This window comes from Capnocytophaga sputigena, from assembly GCF_002302495.1.
GTDB classification, from domain to species: domain Bacteria; phylum Bacteroidota; class Bacteroidia; order Flavobacteriales; family Flavobacteriaceae; genus Capnocytophaga; species Capnocytophaga sputigena.
In genome coordinates this window covers 14,411-29,204 of record NZ_CP022379.1, presented here as the reverse complement: position 1 = coordinate 29,204, position 14,794 = coordinate 14,411, and the positions used below count along the sequence as shown (strand labels likewise).

Here is a 14,794-nt window from a genome sequence, read left to right as displayed (position 1 = left end):
CTAATAAATACTTGCTTTTGCGGATTGTCCCTCTTCGAGGGAACGGGGGCTTTTTAGCTATCTATTAGTATAGTAGTCTAATTACTTTCTCTGCTGTGATAAGTGAAAGTGGTTGCGCTGATAGCAATCCGCTGGCTACATCGTTGTGCATCATTACCACAAGGGAAAGCCCCTCGGCATTTGCTGGCAAAAACGACTTCAGATTGCCCGTTGGTGATACAGCGCCTTCCTCAATATCTCTTAGGGTGATAGCAAAGCCATTAGCATCTTCTACTACCAAGTCCTCCCCTACTCTATAAGCCTTGTGCAACGCCAAAAGCACTACAGGGTGTTTATCCATTAGTGGATTCTTAATAGTATTCTTTACATTCTTTATCGTCTCAGCAAATTGCCCCGAAGCAAAACCTTTCACTGTTGCAAGGTCAGCTTGTGATAGCGGACGCTCTGAAGCTCCATCAGCCTCCCAACGAATACGCGGATTGGTATCCCCAGGATAGATGTAAAGGTCTTTTAGTTGCAACACGCTGAACACACTATTATCTTCTTTAATATACTTGGCAGCTTTATAAGGACGATAGTTTAATGTTTTATAGATTTTACCCGTTTTGAGGTTCAGCCATACACCCTCATCTACATACTCTTTGCGTGCCTCATTGTCATAACTATTGAATGACAATTGCACCAAAGAAGCATTCTCTTCATATTGCCCATACTGCATCAACTCAACAAGTTTCCACACATAGCCTATTTGCTCTTCAATTGCTGAAGACAGTTCAGGAGTCCCTTCTGGGTCTTCTTTGCGCGCCTTGAGGTAGTCAGTAGCTTTTTTAAGCAAAGCCGAAAGATAGTTTAAGTTGTCTACCACCGCAGTATATTCCTCATTCTTTACCTCCTCAATAGAAAGCAACAAATTGTTGAAAGCCGTTTGAATACCGCCTATGTAGTAGTTTCCTAAGTCTTTTATCTGTGTTTTGAGGGTCGCACGCATTTTAGCATCCACTGATGAGAGCCCTGTATTCACCATATCGCGTAGCAGCTTTTGGGCAGTTTCAATACCTATGAGCTGGGCATCAACCTTCTTAGTGAAAGCCGCCTTATTCACCTTCTTAGGTTTCTCGGCTTTCTCTTTGATAGATTCCTTTTCTTGGGCTTTCTTCTCTTGCTTCTTCTCTATCTTCTCACGTTTAGAGAGAATGTCCTCAGGTACTTCTCCTTCGGTAAACTGACCTGCATTCGCCTCAAAACAGTAAAGCAAACCCACAGAGTGTTTACACGGAAACTGTCTACTCGGACAGTTACAGCGGAATACAGGGTTATTAGGGTCTACATAATCGGCAGAGCAGTAGTAAGGATTCTTCCCACTCCCTGCGCATTCACCCCATATAAGGTTCTTTTCTGCGTTAATTTTTAAGTTGCTGAATTTGTTTTTCTTCACCAACTCACGTCCTTTTTTAGCCGCCTCAGCATTGGGGGCAAGCTCTTCAATCTTCTGTTGCGTTACTTCTATCATATTTTATATTGTGATTTTTATATACTTTAAAGCGCAAAGATACTAAAAACAATCTAAAAAGCAAGTATTACTCTTTTGAACTCTATCTAATATCAATCAACCATCCAAAGTGTGATTCTTCCTATAAAGCTCTATGCTCTTCAGGTACTTCATCATATTTCTTATCGTCCTTAAAGGCTGAAATAGGAATAATATCCCCCGAAACAGGCTCTATAATCCGAATATCATCGCCATTGTTCCTGTTTACATAAAGAATATAATACGTTTCAAACCGAATAGAACTATCATACCCTATCCTTATCTCATAAAACTCTTCACCGTCAATAGTAGCAGCATCCGAAAAATAACTAATACCCCTCTTCCCCTCCGAAATCGTCTCTATATACTTAGCCACTCGTTTAGCCAAAGGCAAAGCAAGCACTCTATTCTCAGCTTCTTCTAAACTGATATAAGCCGAAGTATCTTTCACAACAAGTGAATCAACAGTAGCTACAGCTCTCTTAGCCTCCTGACTACCAAACCATTGACAGCCAAAAAGACCACCAATACATAGTAATAATAAAATCTTTACTTTATTCATAATGTAACTTATTACTTAAAAAAGTGCACAAAAATATAATAAAATCTTCAATTACAAAATTTTACCTTTAAATTAACAATAAATTCACTCTTTTTCTTATTTTCTATTTATAAATATTTTGTACCTTTGCCCCCAATTTACAAATCAGCTAATATACAAATTGACAAATAAACACTATGTCTTTAAAACAAGAAATACAAAAGCGCCGTACCTTTGGCATTATATCTCACCCCGATGCCGGAAAAACCACCCTCACCGAAAAACTTCTACTCTTCGGAGGGGCTATACAAGAAGCCGGCGCCGTAAAATCAAATAAAATAAAAAAAGGAGCTACCTCCGACTTTATGGAAATTGAACGCCAACGCGGAATTTCCGTTGCCACTTCAGTACTCGCTTTCAATTACAAAGAACATAAAATAAACATCTTAGACACCCCTGGTCACAAGGATTTCGCCGAAGACACCTTCCGCACTCTCACCGCCGTCGATAGTGTCATCGTAGTCATCGATGTCGCCAAAGGGGTAGAAGAGCAAACCGAAAAGCTCGTCGAAGTATGCCGTATGCGTAACATCCCTATGATTGTCTTCATCAACAAGTTAGACCGTGAAGGGAAAGACGCCTTCGACCTCTTAGATGAAGTGGAACAAAAACTCGGCTTAAAGGTAACACCGCTGAGTTTTCCCATCGGAATAGGCTATGATTTCAAAGGAATTTATAACATTTGGGAGAAGAATATCAACCTATTTTCTGGCGACAGCCGAAAGAATATAGAAGAAACTATCGCCTTCAACGACATCAATAGCCCTGAATTAGAGAGGATAATATCCGAACGTTCTGCGGCAAACCTCCGTTCCGACTTGGAATTAGTATATGAAGTATACCCAAAATTCGACCGTGAAGCCTACCTCAATGGAGAACAGCAACCCGTTTTCTTTGGCTCGGCACTCAACAATTTTGGCGTACGTGAGTTACTCGATTGCTTTGTCGAAATCGCCCCTTCACCACGTCCCAAAGCCAGCGAAGAACGCATCGTAAACCCCAATGAACCTTCCTTCACAGGTTTCGTCTTCAAGATTCACGCCAATATGGACCCTAACCACCGCGATCGTTTAGCATTCGTGAAGATTGTTTCAGGCACTTTTGAACGCAATAAACCCTATTTGCACACACGCCTTGGCAAGAAGCTGAAGTTCTCCAGCCCGAATGCTTTCTTTGCCGAAAAAAAAGAAGTAGTGGATATATCTTATGCAGGGGATATTGTAGGCTTGCACGACACAGGGAATTTTAAAATCGGAGATACACTCACCGAAGGCGAAATGCTACACTTCAAGGGAATACCGAGTTTCTCTCCTGAACATTTCCGTTACATCAATAACGCCGATCCACTGAAATCCAAACAATTAGAAAAGGGCATCGACCAGCTAATGGACGAAGGGGTCGCGCAGCTATTCAAATTAGATTTCAATGGTCGCAAGGTCATCGGAACGGTAGGAGCACTTCAATATGAGGTCATTCAATACCGATTGGAACACGAATACGGAGCGAAGTGTAGTTATGAAAACTTCCCTATCTACAAAGCCTGCTGGGTAGAAGCGCCCGAAAACCCTAAAGACCCCGAATATCTCGATTTCCTACGTGTAAAACAGAAGTTCTTAGCACGCGACAAACAGAACCAATTAGTCTTCCTCGCCGACTCCGCATTCTCTATTGAGATGGTAAAACAAAAATACCCGAACCTGAAGCTACACTTCACATCCGAGTACTAACCCCTGACACCTGTCCCCTGACACCTATTACCTACCCCCTGTTACCTGAATAAACGTTTCCTCCAAGTCTCTATGTTTATGGTTGATTTGGAGGATTTTCAATCCGTTCTCCTTAGCAAAGTCAAACACAACAGGGCGCATATCTTCCTCAGTGTCAAAGGTGATTTGATATAAGAAATCATATACATTCTGCGCTGCCGACACATTTGGCAAAGCGCGTAAAAGACGTTCCTCTACACGGAAATCGAACGCTACTTCTATCACTTGTTCCTTGCCTTGCAGCTCACTCATTTTCTTATCAAGCACTATATTGCCTTGGTGCAGTACGATTACCCTATCGGCAACCGCCTGAATTTCCTGCATAATATGCGACGAAAGCAAAACTGTCTTCTCTTTGCCAAGCTGCTTAATGATATGGCGTATCTCAACCAACTGATTTGGGTCGAGTCCTGTTGTCGGCTCATCGAGAATCAGTATCTCAGGATCGTGAATAAGAGCTGAAGCAAGTCCCACACGTTGTCGATAACCTTTTGAGAGTGCCTCTATCTTCTTATTGCTCTCTGGTGTGAGTCCCGTAAGGGCAATCACCTCCTCCACCCTACTCTTAGGCACGTTGGAATATAAGTCAGCGGTGAAGCGCAAATATTCTCTCACATACATTTCGGTATACAGAGGATTATGCTCAGGCAAATAGCCAATAGTCTTCTGTGCCTCAATAGGATGCTGAAGTATATCAATACCGTTAATAGTAACCGAACCACTGGTAGGCATCAAAGCCCCCGTGATCATCTTCATCGTCGTTGATTTCCCCGCTCCATTAGGACCTAAAAAACCGGTAATTTCTCCCTTTCTAAGTTCAAAACTGATAGAATTCACAGCCGTTTGCTGTCCATATATCTTTGTTAATTGATTGACTGTTACTGACATTTCTTTTTATTTTGGGCTCAAAAGTACAATATTTCTCTATTCTAACAAATTATTTCTAAATATATTTTAATTCCTCCCATCACTCCCATCACTCCCACTGCTCCCATCACTCCCTCTACCCCCATCACTCCCTCTGCTCCCATCACTCCCTCTGCTCCCATCACTCCCTCTGCTCCCATCACTCCCTCTGCTCCCATCACTCCCTCTGCTCCCATCACTCCCTCTGCTCCCATCACTCCCTCTGCTCCCACACCTCCCACCACTCCCACACCTCCCACCACTCCCACACCTCCCACCACTCCCACACCTCCCACCACTCCCACACCTCCCACCACTCCCACACCTCCCACCGCTCCCATATTAATTGTCAATTGTCAATTGTTAATTGTTAATTATTTTGTACCTTTGCCCCCTAATAAATCATTATATCACTTTTTTATGAAGAAAATAACACTTGTAATATTAGCTTTCTTGTTGCTCACTCCCGTAGCAAGAGCTGATGAAGGAATGTGGTTTTTGATGTTCATCGAACGTCTCAACCAAAGAGATATGCAGAAGTTAGGATTACAACTCACTGCACAAGAAATTTATAGCATCAATAACAACAGTCTCAAAGATGCTATCGTACAATTTAATGGAGGTTGTACAGCGAGTATCATCTCCAAAGATGGATTGGTACTCACTAACCACCACTGTGGTTATGGCAATATTGCCCAGCTTTCTACTCCCGAAAGCAACCACTTAAAGAACGGATTTTGGGCGCGTTCTCACGCCGAAGAACTCTCCCCTAAACAATCATTCGTCCGTTTCTTTGTGCGTATGGACAATGTAACCGATCGTATGTTGGCTGCTGTTACCCCCTCAATGAGCGAAAAAGAACGCGAAGCCGCTCTCAACCAAGAAATGTCTAAAATACAAAAAGAAAACAGCGAAGGTGGTAAATATGTAGTCTCTGTGCGTTCATTCTTCCAAGGCAATGAATATTATTACTTTGTATATCAAGACTTCAAAGATGTACGCCTCGTAGGTACCCCTCCTGAAAACATCGGAAAATTCGGTGGTGATACCGACAACTGGGAATGGCCTCGCCAAACAGGTGACTTCTCTCTCTTCCGTGTATACACTGATAAAGATGGAAATGCCGCCGACTATTCTCCTAACAACATTCCTCTTAAAGCCAAACGTTACCTTAAAGTGAGCCTCAAAGGCGTACAAGATAAGGACTTTGCGATGATTATGGGATACCCTGGACGCACCAACCGTTGGGAAAGCTCTTATTGGGTAGATCAAAAAGTAAAATATGCTTATCCTGCTTGGGTCGAAGCCTCTAAAACAGCAATGGATGCAATGAAACGCTATATGGATAAAGACGATGCCGTACGCTTGCAATACGCCTCTTTATACTCTCAATTAGCCAACTATTGGAAAAACCGCCAAGGTATGATTGATGCCCTTACAGCCCATAAAACAGCCGCTGAAAAACGCAAAACCGAAGCTATTTTTGGAAAATGGGCTAACAAAACCGAAAATAAAGCCGAATACGGCGAAGTGCTCAACACTTTGGCTAAATATTTTGAAAAGACAAACTTGCGCTCTGCCGATGAGAACTATGTGAGTATCTTGTCCCGCGCTTCTTTCTTTATCAAAATGCCTTCCCTATACATCAACACTATTGCTGCGGCCCAACGTGGTGGTATGCCCGAAACCGACTTGCAAAACAGAATTGACAACATCCTTGCTAATTACGATAAGATAAATGTTAATGTCGAAAAAGAAATCCTTGCTGATATGTTGCAACTCTATGCCAACAAGGGGAATAATGTACCTGCTTTGCTAAAAGATGTTAAAACAAAATACAAAGGTAACTTCCTCAAGTATGTCAATGAACTCTTAGCAGGTAGCATTTACCGCAGTAAAGAAGCCTTACAAGCTAATACACAACGCGATGTAGAAGAACTCTTAAAAGACCCTTTGTTGCAACTCGCTGAAGCCCTTGTTGAAGACTTCCGTTCACCTTCTCAAGAGATTATAGACTTAGAAGATAGCTATGCCAAAGCCTACCGCAAGTTTGTAAAAGGAATGCGCGATTCTAAAATTAGCACAATCTTGTATCCTGATGCTAATTCCACCTTGCGCCTTACCTATGGTACAGTAAGTCCGTTGGGTGCCGATAAACGCAACCCCGATGTAAAAAAGAACTACTATACCACTTTCAAATCTTTAATGGCTAAATACAAAAAAGGCGACCCTGAGTTCGATATGTCTCAACGTATGCTCGACCTTTATAAAAAGAAAGAGTTTGGTAGATATATAGACAAAGATGGCTCTATGCACGTAAACTTCCTTACCAACAACGACATTACAGGTGGTAACTCTGGATCACCTGTGATGAATGGCAAAGGAGAACTCATAGGTCTCGCTTTCGATGGTAATATCGAAGCAATGGCTGGCGATGTAATTTTTGATAAACAACTACAGCGCACCATCAATGTCGATATCCGCTATGTACTTTGGGTAATTGATATTTATGCCAATGCTAAAAACATCATCAACGAAATTGAAACAGTACAATAAAGAGTAAAAATTAGAAATTAGGAGTTAGAGGATAGGGATTACCCTATCCCCTGACACCTGATCCCTGATCCCTGCCTCCTTATGCCTAACTTATCAAACTACACAAAAGAATTTAAATACAACTTCAAGATTGCTTACCCTGTCATTTTAGGAATGTTGGGGCACACCTTTGTAGGCTTTGTCGATAACGTAATGGTAGGCAAAGTAGGTATTACCGAGCTCGGTGCTGCTGCTTTGGGAAATACCGCTATTTTTATCGCTATGTCCTTCGCTATAGGCTTCTCAGTAGCTACTACTTCCTTGGTAGCAATGAACGATGAAGCTGGCGATAAACAAACCGTGCAATCCATCCTCAACCACAGTATGCTGCTCAATATCATACTCAGCACGGTACTTTTCTTGCTGATGTTCTTTGTCGAACCGGTGATGAGAATCACAGGACAAAGTGAAAATGTAATCGCTTTAGCAGTTCCCTACACTCATTTGGTTGCCTTTTCATTGATACCTTTAGGCGTATTCAACACTTTCAAACAATTTGCCGATGGTCTCTCAATGACTAAATATGCAATGTATGTTACCCTATTGGCAAACCTTATCAATATATTTGGTAATTATCTCTTCATCTATGGCAATTGGGGTTGCCCAAAATTAGGCGTATTAGGTGCTGGAGTAGGAACGCTCATTTCGCGTATAGCAATGCCTATAATGCTCTATTATATGCTCAAGTATTTACCTAAAACTAAAGAATACGTTACCCATATCAGTTTCAAAAACATAACTGAATCAATGATAAGAAAGATAAGCAACATTGGACTTCCTACAGGATTACAAATGATTTTTGAAACAGGTATTTTCTCTGCTGCTATATGGATAAGCGGTGTATTGGGTGAAAACCAACTCTCAGCTAACCAAATAGCTCTCAACCTAGCAAGTATGACTTTTATGGTTGCTAACGGGTTAGGTATCACAGCTATGATACGTGTTGGCAATCAGTTAGGAGCTAAAAACTATGTCAATTTACGTCGGGTTGCCTTTTCTGTATTCTTATTAGTGTTGTGTACCCAAGTCTTTTTTGCAGGACTCTTAGCCTTATTACGCGATTGGTTACCCTCATTGTATTTGGAAATGGACAATATCGAAAAAGCAACTACCAATGCAGCTGTAATAAGCGAAGCCGCAAACCTACTGCTGATAGCTGCTATTTTCCAAATCTCCGATGGATTACAAGTTACAGCTCTCGGGGCATTGCGTGGAGTCCAAGATGCTAAAATTCCTATGGTCATTACCTTTATAGCCTATTGGCTCATTGCCTTCCCTATTCTTTGTTTTTTAGGACTTCACACTTCTTTAGGTACTATGGGTATTTGGATAGGATTACTCACAGGACTCACTGCTGCTGCTATATGCCTCTTGTATAGGTTCAACCATATCAGCTTGCGACTCATTACCAACCGTCATAAATTACCCAATTAACAAATTGCCTAATTGACAAATTATTATTACCTTTGCACGCTCTTTAATTTAAAAAACGAATATGAAAGCAGGAATTGTTGGACTGCCCAACGTGGGAAAGTCTACTCTATTTAATTGTTTATCAAATGCTAAAGCTCAAAGTGCCAACTTCCCGTTTTGCACTATAGAACCTAATTTAGGGGTAGTAAATGTACCCGATCCCCGTTTAGAAAAACTCGAAACTCTTGTAAAACCTGAACGTGTATTACCTGCAACTGTAGAAATTGTTGATATTGCAGGTCTCGTAAAAGGAGCGAGTAAAGGCGAAGGCTTAGGCAACCAATTTTTAGGCAACATACGTGAGTGTAATGCCATTATCCACGTATTGCGCTGCTTTGAAAACGATAATATCGTACACGTAGATGGTAGTGTAGACCCCATCCGCGATAAAGAAACTATTGATATAGAACTACAACTAAAAGACCTCGAAACTGTCGAAAAACGCCTCGAAAAAGTAACCCGTGCTGCCAAAGCTGGCGATAAAAAAGCAGCTAAGGAAATGGAATTGCTCAATCGTGTAAAAGAAGCCTTGCTCACAGGTGTTTCTGCCCGCGCTGTACAAGTAGCCGATGATGAAAAAGAATTGTTAGACAGCTTCCAATTGCTCACTACCAAACCTGTGTTATATGTGTGTAACGTCGATGAAAAGTCAGCTAAAAACGGGAATGCTTATGTAGACCGTGTAAGAGAAGCTGTAAAAAACGAAGAAGCCGAAATAATTGTTTTAGCAGTAGCTACCGAAGCCGATATTACTGAATTAGAAAGCTATGAAGAACGTCAAATGTTCTTGGAAGACATAGGATTAGACGAGCCTGGTGCTTCTAAATTGATTCGTGCAGCTTATCATTTACTAAACTTGCAAACTTACTTCACCGCAGGAGTAAAAGAAGTACGTGCTTGGACAATCCACAAAGGAGATACAGCTCCTCAAGCAGCTGGTGTTATCCATACTGATTTCGAAAAAGGATTCATCCGTGCCGAAGTAATCGCTTATGATGATTTTATCACCTATGGAAGTGAAGCTAAAGTAAAAGAAGCAGGAAAAATGCGTGTTGAAGGTAAAGAATATATTGTAAAAGACGGTGATATTATGCATTTCCGCTTCAACGTATAACCAAAATTGCTAATTATTAAAGTTTCATTATATGAGAAAAAAAATTGTAGCAGGTAACTGGAAAATGAATAACGACCTCAACAAATCGTTAGCTCTCATTTCCGACCTATTGAAAAAAGTACCTCAAACGGATGCTGAGGTAATGATTGCCCCTACCTTTGTAAACCTTATTCCAGCAGTAGAAGCTGCTAAAGGTAGCAAAATCGAAGTGATTGCCCAAAATATGCACTTTGCTGAAAATGGTGCTTATACAGGTGAGATTTCAGCTGAAATGTTGAATAGTATCGGCGTAAAAACCACTATTTTAGGTCACTCTGAACGCCGTGCTTACTTCAACGAAACGGACGAAAGTTTGGCTAAAAAAGTAGATACAGCCCTTAAACACAATATGCGTGTAGTGTTCTGTATCGGTGAAGAATTAGCAGAACGCAAAGCTAATAAACATTTCGATGTAGTAGGCAGCCAAATCAAAAATGGTTTGTTCCACTTGTCTGCTGAGGCTTGGAAACACATCGTATTGGCTTATGAGCCCGTATGGGCAATTGGTACAGGCGAAACAGCTACTCCTGATCAAGCACAAGAAATCCACCACTTTATCCGTAAAACTATTGCCGATAAACACGGTAAAGAAGTAGCCGATAAGGTATCTATCTTGTATGGTGGTAGCGTAAAACCTGATAATGCTAAAGAAATCTTCGCTAAAGAAGACGTTGATGGTGGTCTCATCGGAGGTGCTGCCCTCAAAGCCGACGATTTCGTTACTATCATCAAAAGTATTTAATTTTCATTCTTAATACACAAACTTTGCCAAAGTTTCCTGCCCATGCGGCTCGCACCTTTGGCAAAGTTGATTATTCTAATAATCAATTACTTTTTTCGGGTATGTCCTGTAGGGGCGTTTTGCAAACGCCCTTATAAATAGAACTTTTTGGACAGCCTCAAAGTTTATTTTTTTTAAATTCAAAAATGTTACAAAACGACTTATTCCTTAGAGTACTCAATGGCGAAACTACTAAGCGTCCTCCCGTGTGGATGATGCGTCAAGCAGGCAGATACCTTCCTGAATTTAGAGCCCTACGCGACAAATACGACTTCTTTACTCGTTGCCAAACCCCAGAGTTAGCAGCCGAAATTACTGTACAACCTGTCGATATAGTAGGTGTAGATGCCGCTATTCTCTTTTCAGATATATTGGTAGTACCCCAAGCGATGAATATGCCTTTCGAAATGAAAAAAGGAGTAGGTCCTTGGTTGCCTAACCCTATTCGTACGGCTAAGGATGTAGCGCAAGTAACAATTCCTAACATCGAAGAGCGTTTAGGGTATGTGATGGATGCTATCAAACTCACCAAACAAATGCTCAACAACCGTGTGCCTCTTATTGGATTTGCTGGCTCTCCTTGGACGATACTCTGCTATGCTGTAGAAGGGGCTGGCTCACGCGACTATGCTACTGCTAAAGAATTTTGCTTCACTCAACCTGAGTTAGCTCATCAACTATTGCAAAAAATTACTGATACTACCATTCTCTACCTCAAAGAAAAAGTAAAAGCTGGCGTAGATGCAGTACAATTGTTCGATAGCTGGGGAGGCGTTTTATCTCCTGACGACTATCGCACTTTCTCTTGGCAATACCTCAATCAAATAGTAGAGGCTTTAGCACCTCTTACCAAAGTGATAGTTTTTGCTAAGGGTTGTTGGTATGCCCTCCCCGAAATGGCTACTTCCAAAGCTGCTGCCTTAGGAGTAGATTGGACTTGTGCCCCCGAAATAGCACGTGAACTCACTCGTGGCAAAAAGGTATTACAAGGCAACTTCGACCCTTCACAATTGCTTGCTTCTCCTACTCAAATTAAGAAAAAAGTAAAAGAAATGATCGATGCTTTTGGTAAAGACCACTACATCGCCAACTTAGGACACGGCATCCTGCCTAATGTCCCCGTTGAAAACGCTATCGCCTTTGTAGAAGCTGTAAAAGAATATCGTTAAGAAAAAACTTATGAAATTAAAACACGCATTCCTTATTATTCTGTTGGTACTTATCATTGACCAATGGAGCAAAATATACATCAAAACACACTTTATCCTCAACGAAGCCGTAACCGTTTTCAGTTGGTTTCAAATCTACTTTGTAGAAAACGAAGGTGCAGCTTGGGGTACTAAAATCCCCGGCGAATACGGCAAACTCATTCTTACCCTCTTCCGCATTGTAGCGGTAATAGGTATCGGCTATTGGCTGGTATCGGCAGTGAGAAAGCAACAACCTAAGATACTTATCATTTGCATTTCTTTAATATTGGCAGGAGCACTGGGCAATATCATCGATTCGGTGTTTTACGGCATAATTTTCGACCATAGTTATGGTAACATTGCTACCCTATTTGCCGAAAATCCTTACGGAACCCTCTTGCACGGCAAAGTGGTGGATATGTTCTACTTCCCTATTATCGATACTACACTTCCCAGCTGGGTACCCTTTTGGGGAGGCGAACGCTTTCGTTTCTTCGAGCCCGTATTCAATGTGGCTGACTCTGCAATATGTATAGCAGTGGGGCTGATGATTTTATATCACAAAAAGATATTTCCTAAAAACTAAATGAATACAAAAACACTTGAAGACTTAGAGTTCCCCATTGTACTCTCTCATTTGTCTGACCTTTGCCTTACTGAACTCGGCAAGAAATACGCCTTACGTATCAAGCCTTTCGACAATCAGGAGAGCCTGTTATTGGCACTGAATCAAACCAATGAATACCTATCGTCTTTTGATAATAACAACACAATCCCTTCACACTATTGCGAATCTATCACTTCCGAAATTAAACTTCTATCTATTGAAAACGCCTTGTTAGAAGTTTCGAGCATTAGGAAGATTCATCGTATCAGCGAGGTTGTAAACACTCAAATTCTTTTCTTTAAGAAGTTCAAAACGCTATACCCTACCCTTTTCGAAACGGCTGATAGTATCGAGTATACTACCGAACTGCTGAACGCTATCGATAAAGTGTTGGACAAGTACGGCGAGATAAAAAACGAAGCCTCTCCTACGCTTGGCAATATACGTCGCGAGCTGAGCGCCTTGAAAGGAAAACTCAACGAAAGTTTCAACCGTGCTCTCGCCGAGTATAACACTGCCGACTATCTCGATGATATCCGCGAGACCGTAGTAGAAAACCGCCGCGTGCTGGCAGTGAAAGCGATGTACCGCCGAAAAGTACAAGGCACCGTATGGGGGAGCTCAAAAACGGGTAGCATAGTGTATATAGAACCGCGACAAACCGAAATCTACTCTCGCGAACTCTCCAATCTGCTTTATGACGAAAAAGAGGAAATCCAGCGTATATTAAGAGAACTTACCGCCTTCATCAGTCAGTTTGCCGACCTGCTAAAAGACTATCAGCGATACATCACAGCCGTTGATATTATTTGCGCCAAAGCCAAGTACGCTCACCAAATGAACGCACTTTTGCCAGAAATCACTCAGGAGCGCGAACTATTCCTCCGTGAAGCATATCACCCTTTGCTGTACCTGAGCAATGCCAAAAAAGGTGTTACTACCTTCCCTCAAACCATAGAACTGAATGATGAAAATCGTATTATCGTCATCTCGGGACCTAATGCGGGCGGAAAGAGTATTACACTTAAAACCATTGGCTTATTGCAATTAATGTTACAAAGTGGAATGCTCGTTCCGGTGCATCATCGTTCTAAAATGTGTTTGTTTGAACGCATTCTTACCGATATCGGCGATAACCAATCTATTGAAAACCACCTTAGCACATACAGCTACCGACTCAAAAATATGAATTACTTCCTCAAAAAGTGCAACCACCGCACCTTGTTTTTGATAGATGAGTTCGGGACAGGTAGCGACCCTGAATTAGGAGGTGCTTTGGCTGAAATATTTTTAGAAGAGTTTTACCACCGAAAGGCTTTTGGGGTGATTACCACCCATTACACCAATTTAAAAATGCTGGCAGATGAATTGCCTAACGCCAGCAATGCCAATATGCTTTTCAACGATAAAACCTTAGAGCCCATCTATAAGCTGATAATAGGCGAAGCGGGAAGTTCTTTCACTTTTGAAGTGGCGCAGAAAAACGGCATTCCGTTTAGCCTCATCAATCGGGCTAAGAAAAAAATAGAGAAAGGAAAAGTGCGTTTTGATGCCACTATCGCCAAATTGCAGAAAGAACGCTCCAAAATGGAAAAAACTGCCGAAACCCTGAAAGATGAGGAAACCAAAGCTCGCGAAGAAGCCAAACGTTTGGAGGAACTTAATGATAAAGTAAAAAGCAAGCTCATAAATTATCAAGAGCTCTATGACCAAAGCCAACGTATGATTACCTTAGGTAGTAAGGTAGATCAGATAGCCGAACGTTATTTCTACGATGGTAAGCGTCGCCCTTTGGTATCCGAATTTCTCAAACTCATTGAAATGGAAAACGCCAAGCGCAAACAAATGAGCAAAGAGGAACGCACTAAGCAAAAAGAGGAGAAAAAAACTACTACCCAAGAAGTTCATAAGCAAATGGAGGCTATCCGACAGCAACGCAAAGAAGAGAAGAAAGAGCGCATTGCCCAAGAACGCGCCGAAAAAGAAAAGCTACAACGCGCCCTTTCAGTAGGCGACCGTGTGCGCATTAAAGACAGCCGGAGCGTGGGAAGTATCGATAAGATTGAAAAAGGCAAAGCCATAGTAAATTACGGGGCGTTTACTACCTCTGTTTCTTTGGACGAATTGGAGCTCGTACAAAAAATAAGATAATTTTATCGAAATTTTATTTGCTACATAAAATATAATTGCTAAT

At 41.5% G+C, this 14,794-nt stretch carries 12 protein-coding genes; 8 read left to right on the top strand and 4 right to left on the bottom strand.

From position 1 onward, the window contains the following. Positions 1 to 64: 64 nt before the first annotated feature. Both CGC57_RS00125 and CGC57_RS00120 read right to left on the bottom strand, forming a co-directional pair. A complete protein-coding gene (locus CGC57_RS00125) occupies positions 65 to 1,510 on the bottom strand; it encodes an SWIM zinc finger family protein (protein ID WP_095897487.1) in 1,446 nt (481 codons plus the stop codon). A 121-nt stretch (positions 1,511 to 1,631) separates the two neighbouring features. Beyond that, positions 1,632 to 2,090 carry a hypothetical protein gene (locus CGC57_RS00120; protein ID WP_095897486.1) on the bottom strand — a complete coding sequence of 153 codons (459 nt, stop codon included), beginning with the start codon at positions 2,088 to 2,090 and terminating at the stop codon, positions 1,632 to 1,634. A gap of 176 nt (positions 2,091 to 2,266) precedes the next feature. On the opposite strand from CGC57_RS00120, the gene CGC57_RS00115 reads away from it, so the two are divergent. Continuing rightward, positions 2,267 to 3,856 carry a peptide chain release factor 3 gene (locus tag CGC57_RS00115; RefSeq protein ID WP_095897485.1) on the top strand — a complete coding sequence of 530 codons (1,590 nt, stop codon included), beginning with the start codon at positions 2,267 to 2,269 and terminating at the stop codon, positions 3,854 to 3,856. A 27-nt stretch (positions 3,857 to 3,883) separates the two neighbouring features. Here the strand turns inward: CGC57_RS00115 and gldA are convergent, their stop codons facing one another. Next, on the bottom strand, positions 3,884 to 4,783 hold the full coding sequence (gene gldA / locus CGC57_RS00110; protein ID WP_095897484.1) for a gliding motility-associated ABC transporter ATP-binding subunit GldA: 900 nt from the start codon (positions 4,781 to 4,783) through the stop codon (positions 3,884 to 3,886). A 41-nt stretch (positions 4,784 to 4,824) separates the two neighbouring features. After that, positions 4,825 to 5,154 (bottom strand): hypothetical protein, encoded by a 330-nt coding sequence (locus CGC57_RS12945; RefSeq protein ID WP_232034004.1) that lies wholly within the window; start codon positions 5,152 to 5,154, stop codon positions 4,825 to 4,827. 67 nt (positions 5,155 to 5,221) lie between these two features. On the opposite strand from CGC57_RS12945, the gene CGC57_RS00100 reads away from it, so the two are divergent. From CGC57_RS00100 to CGC57_RS00070, 7 genes are all read left to right on the top strand, one after another. Beyond that, positions 5,222 to 7,357: a S46 family peptidase gene (locus CGC57_RS00100; protein WP_095897483.1), complete on the top strand. Its 2,136-nt coding sequence runs from the start codon at positions 5,222 to 5,224 to the stop codon at positions 7,355 to 7,357. Between the two features lie 81 nt (positions 7,358 to 7,438). Continuing rightward, positions 7,439 to 8,830: an MATE family efflux transporter gene (locus CGC57_RS00095; RefSeq protein WP_095897482.1), complete on the top strand. Its 1,392-nt coding sequence runs from the start codon at positions 7,439 to 7,441 to the stop codon at positions 8,828 to 8,830. Between the two features lie 61 nt (positions 8,831 to 8,891). Beyond that, on the top strand, positions 8,892 to 9,983 hold the full coding sequence (ychF, locus tag CGC57_RS00090; protein WP_095897481.1) for a redox-regulated ATPase YchF: 1,092 nt from the start codon (positions 8,892 to 8,894) through the stop codon (positions 9,981 to 9,983). A gap of 31 nt (positions 9,984 to 10,014) precedes the next feature. Next, positions 10,015 to 10,764: a triose-phosphate isomerase gene (gene tpiA, locus CGC57_RS00085; RefSeq protein WP_095897480.1), complete on the top strand. Its 750-nt coding sequence runs from the start codon at positions 10,015 to 10,017 to the stop codon at positions 10,762 to 10,764. Between the two features lie 185 nt (positions 10,765 to 10,949). Beyond that, the gene (gene hemE, locus CGC57_RS00080; protein WP_095897479.1) at positions 10,950 to 11,972 is read left to right on the top strand and encodes a uroporphyrinogen decarboxylase; all 1,023 of its coding nucleotides are present in this window, start codon (positions 10,950 to 10,952) and stop codon (positions 11,970 to 11,972) included. Between the two features lie 10 nt (positions 11,973 to 11,982). Next, a complete protein-coding gene (locus CGC57_RS00075; RefSeq protein ID WP_009413660.1) occupies positions 11,983 to 12,579 on the top strand; it encodes a lipoprotein signal peptidase in 597 nt (198 codons plus the stop codon). Then, positions 12,580 to 14,751, top strand: coding sequence for an endonuclease MutS2 (locus CGC57_RS00070; protein ID WP_095897478.1), 2,172 nt, complete (start codon positions 12,580 to 12,582; stop codon positions 14,749 to 14,751). Positions 14,752 to 14,794 lie beyond the last annotated feature (43 nt).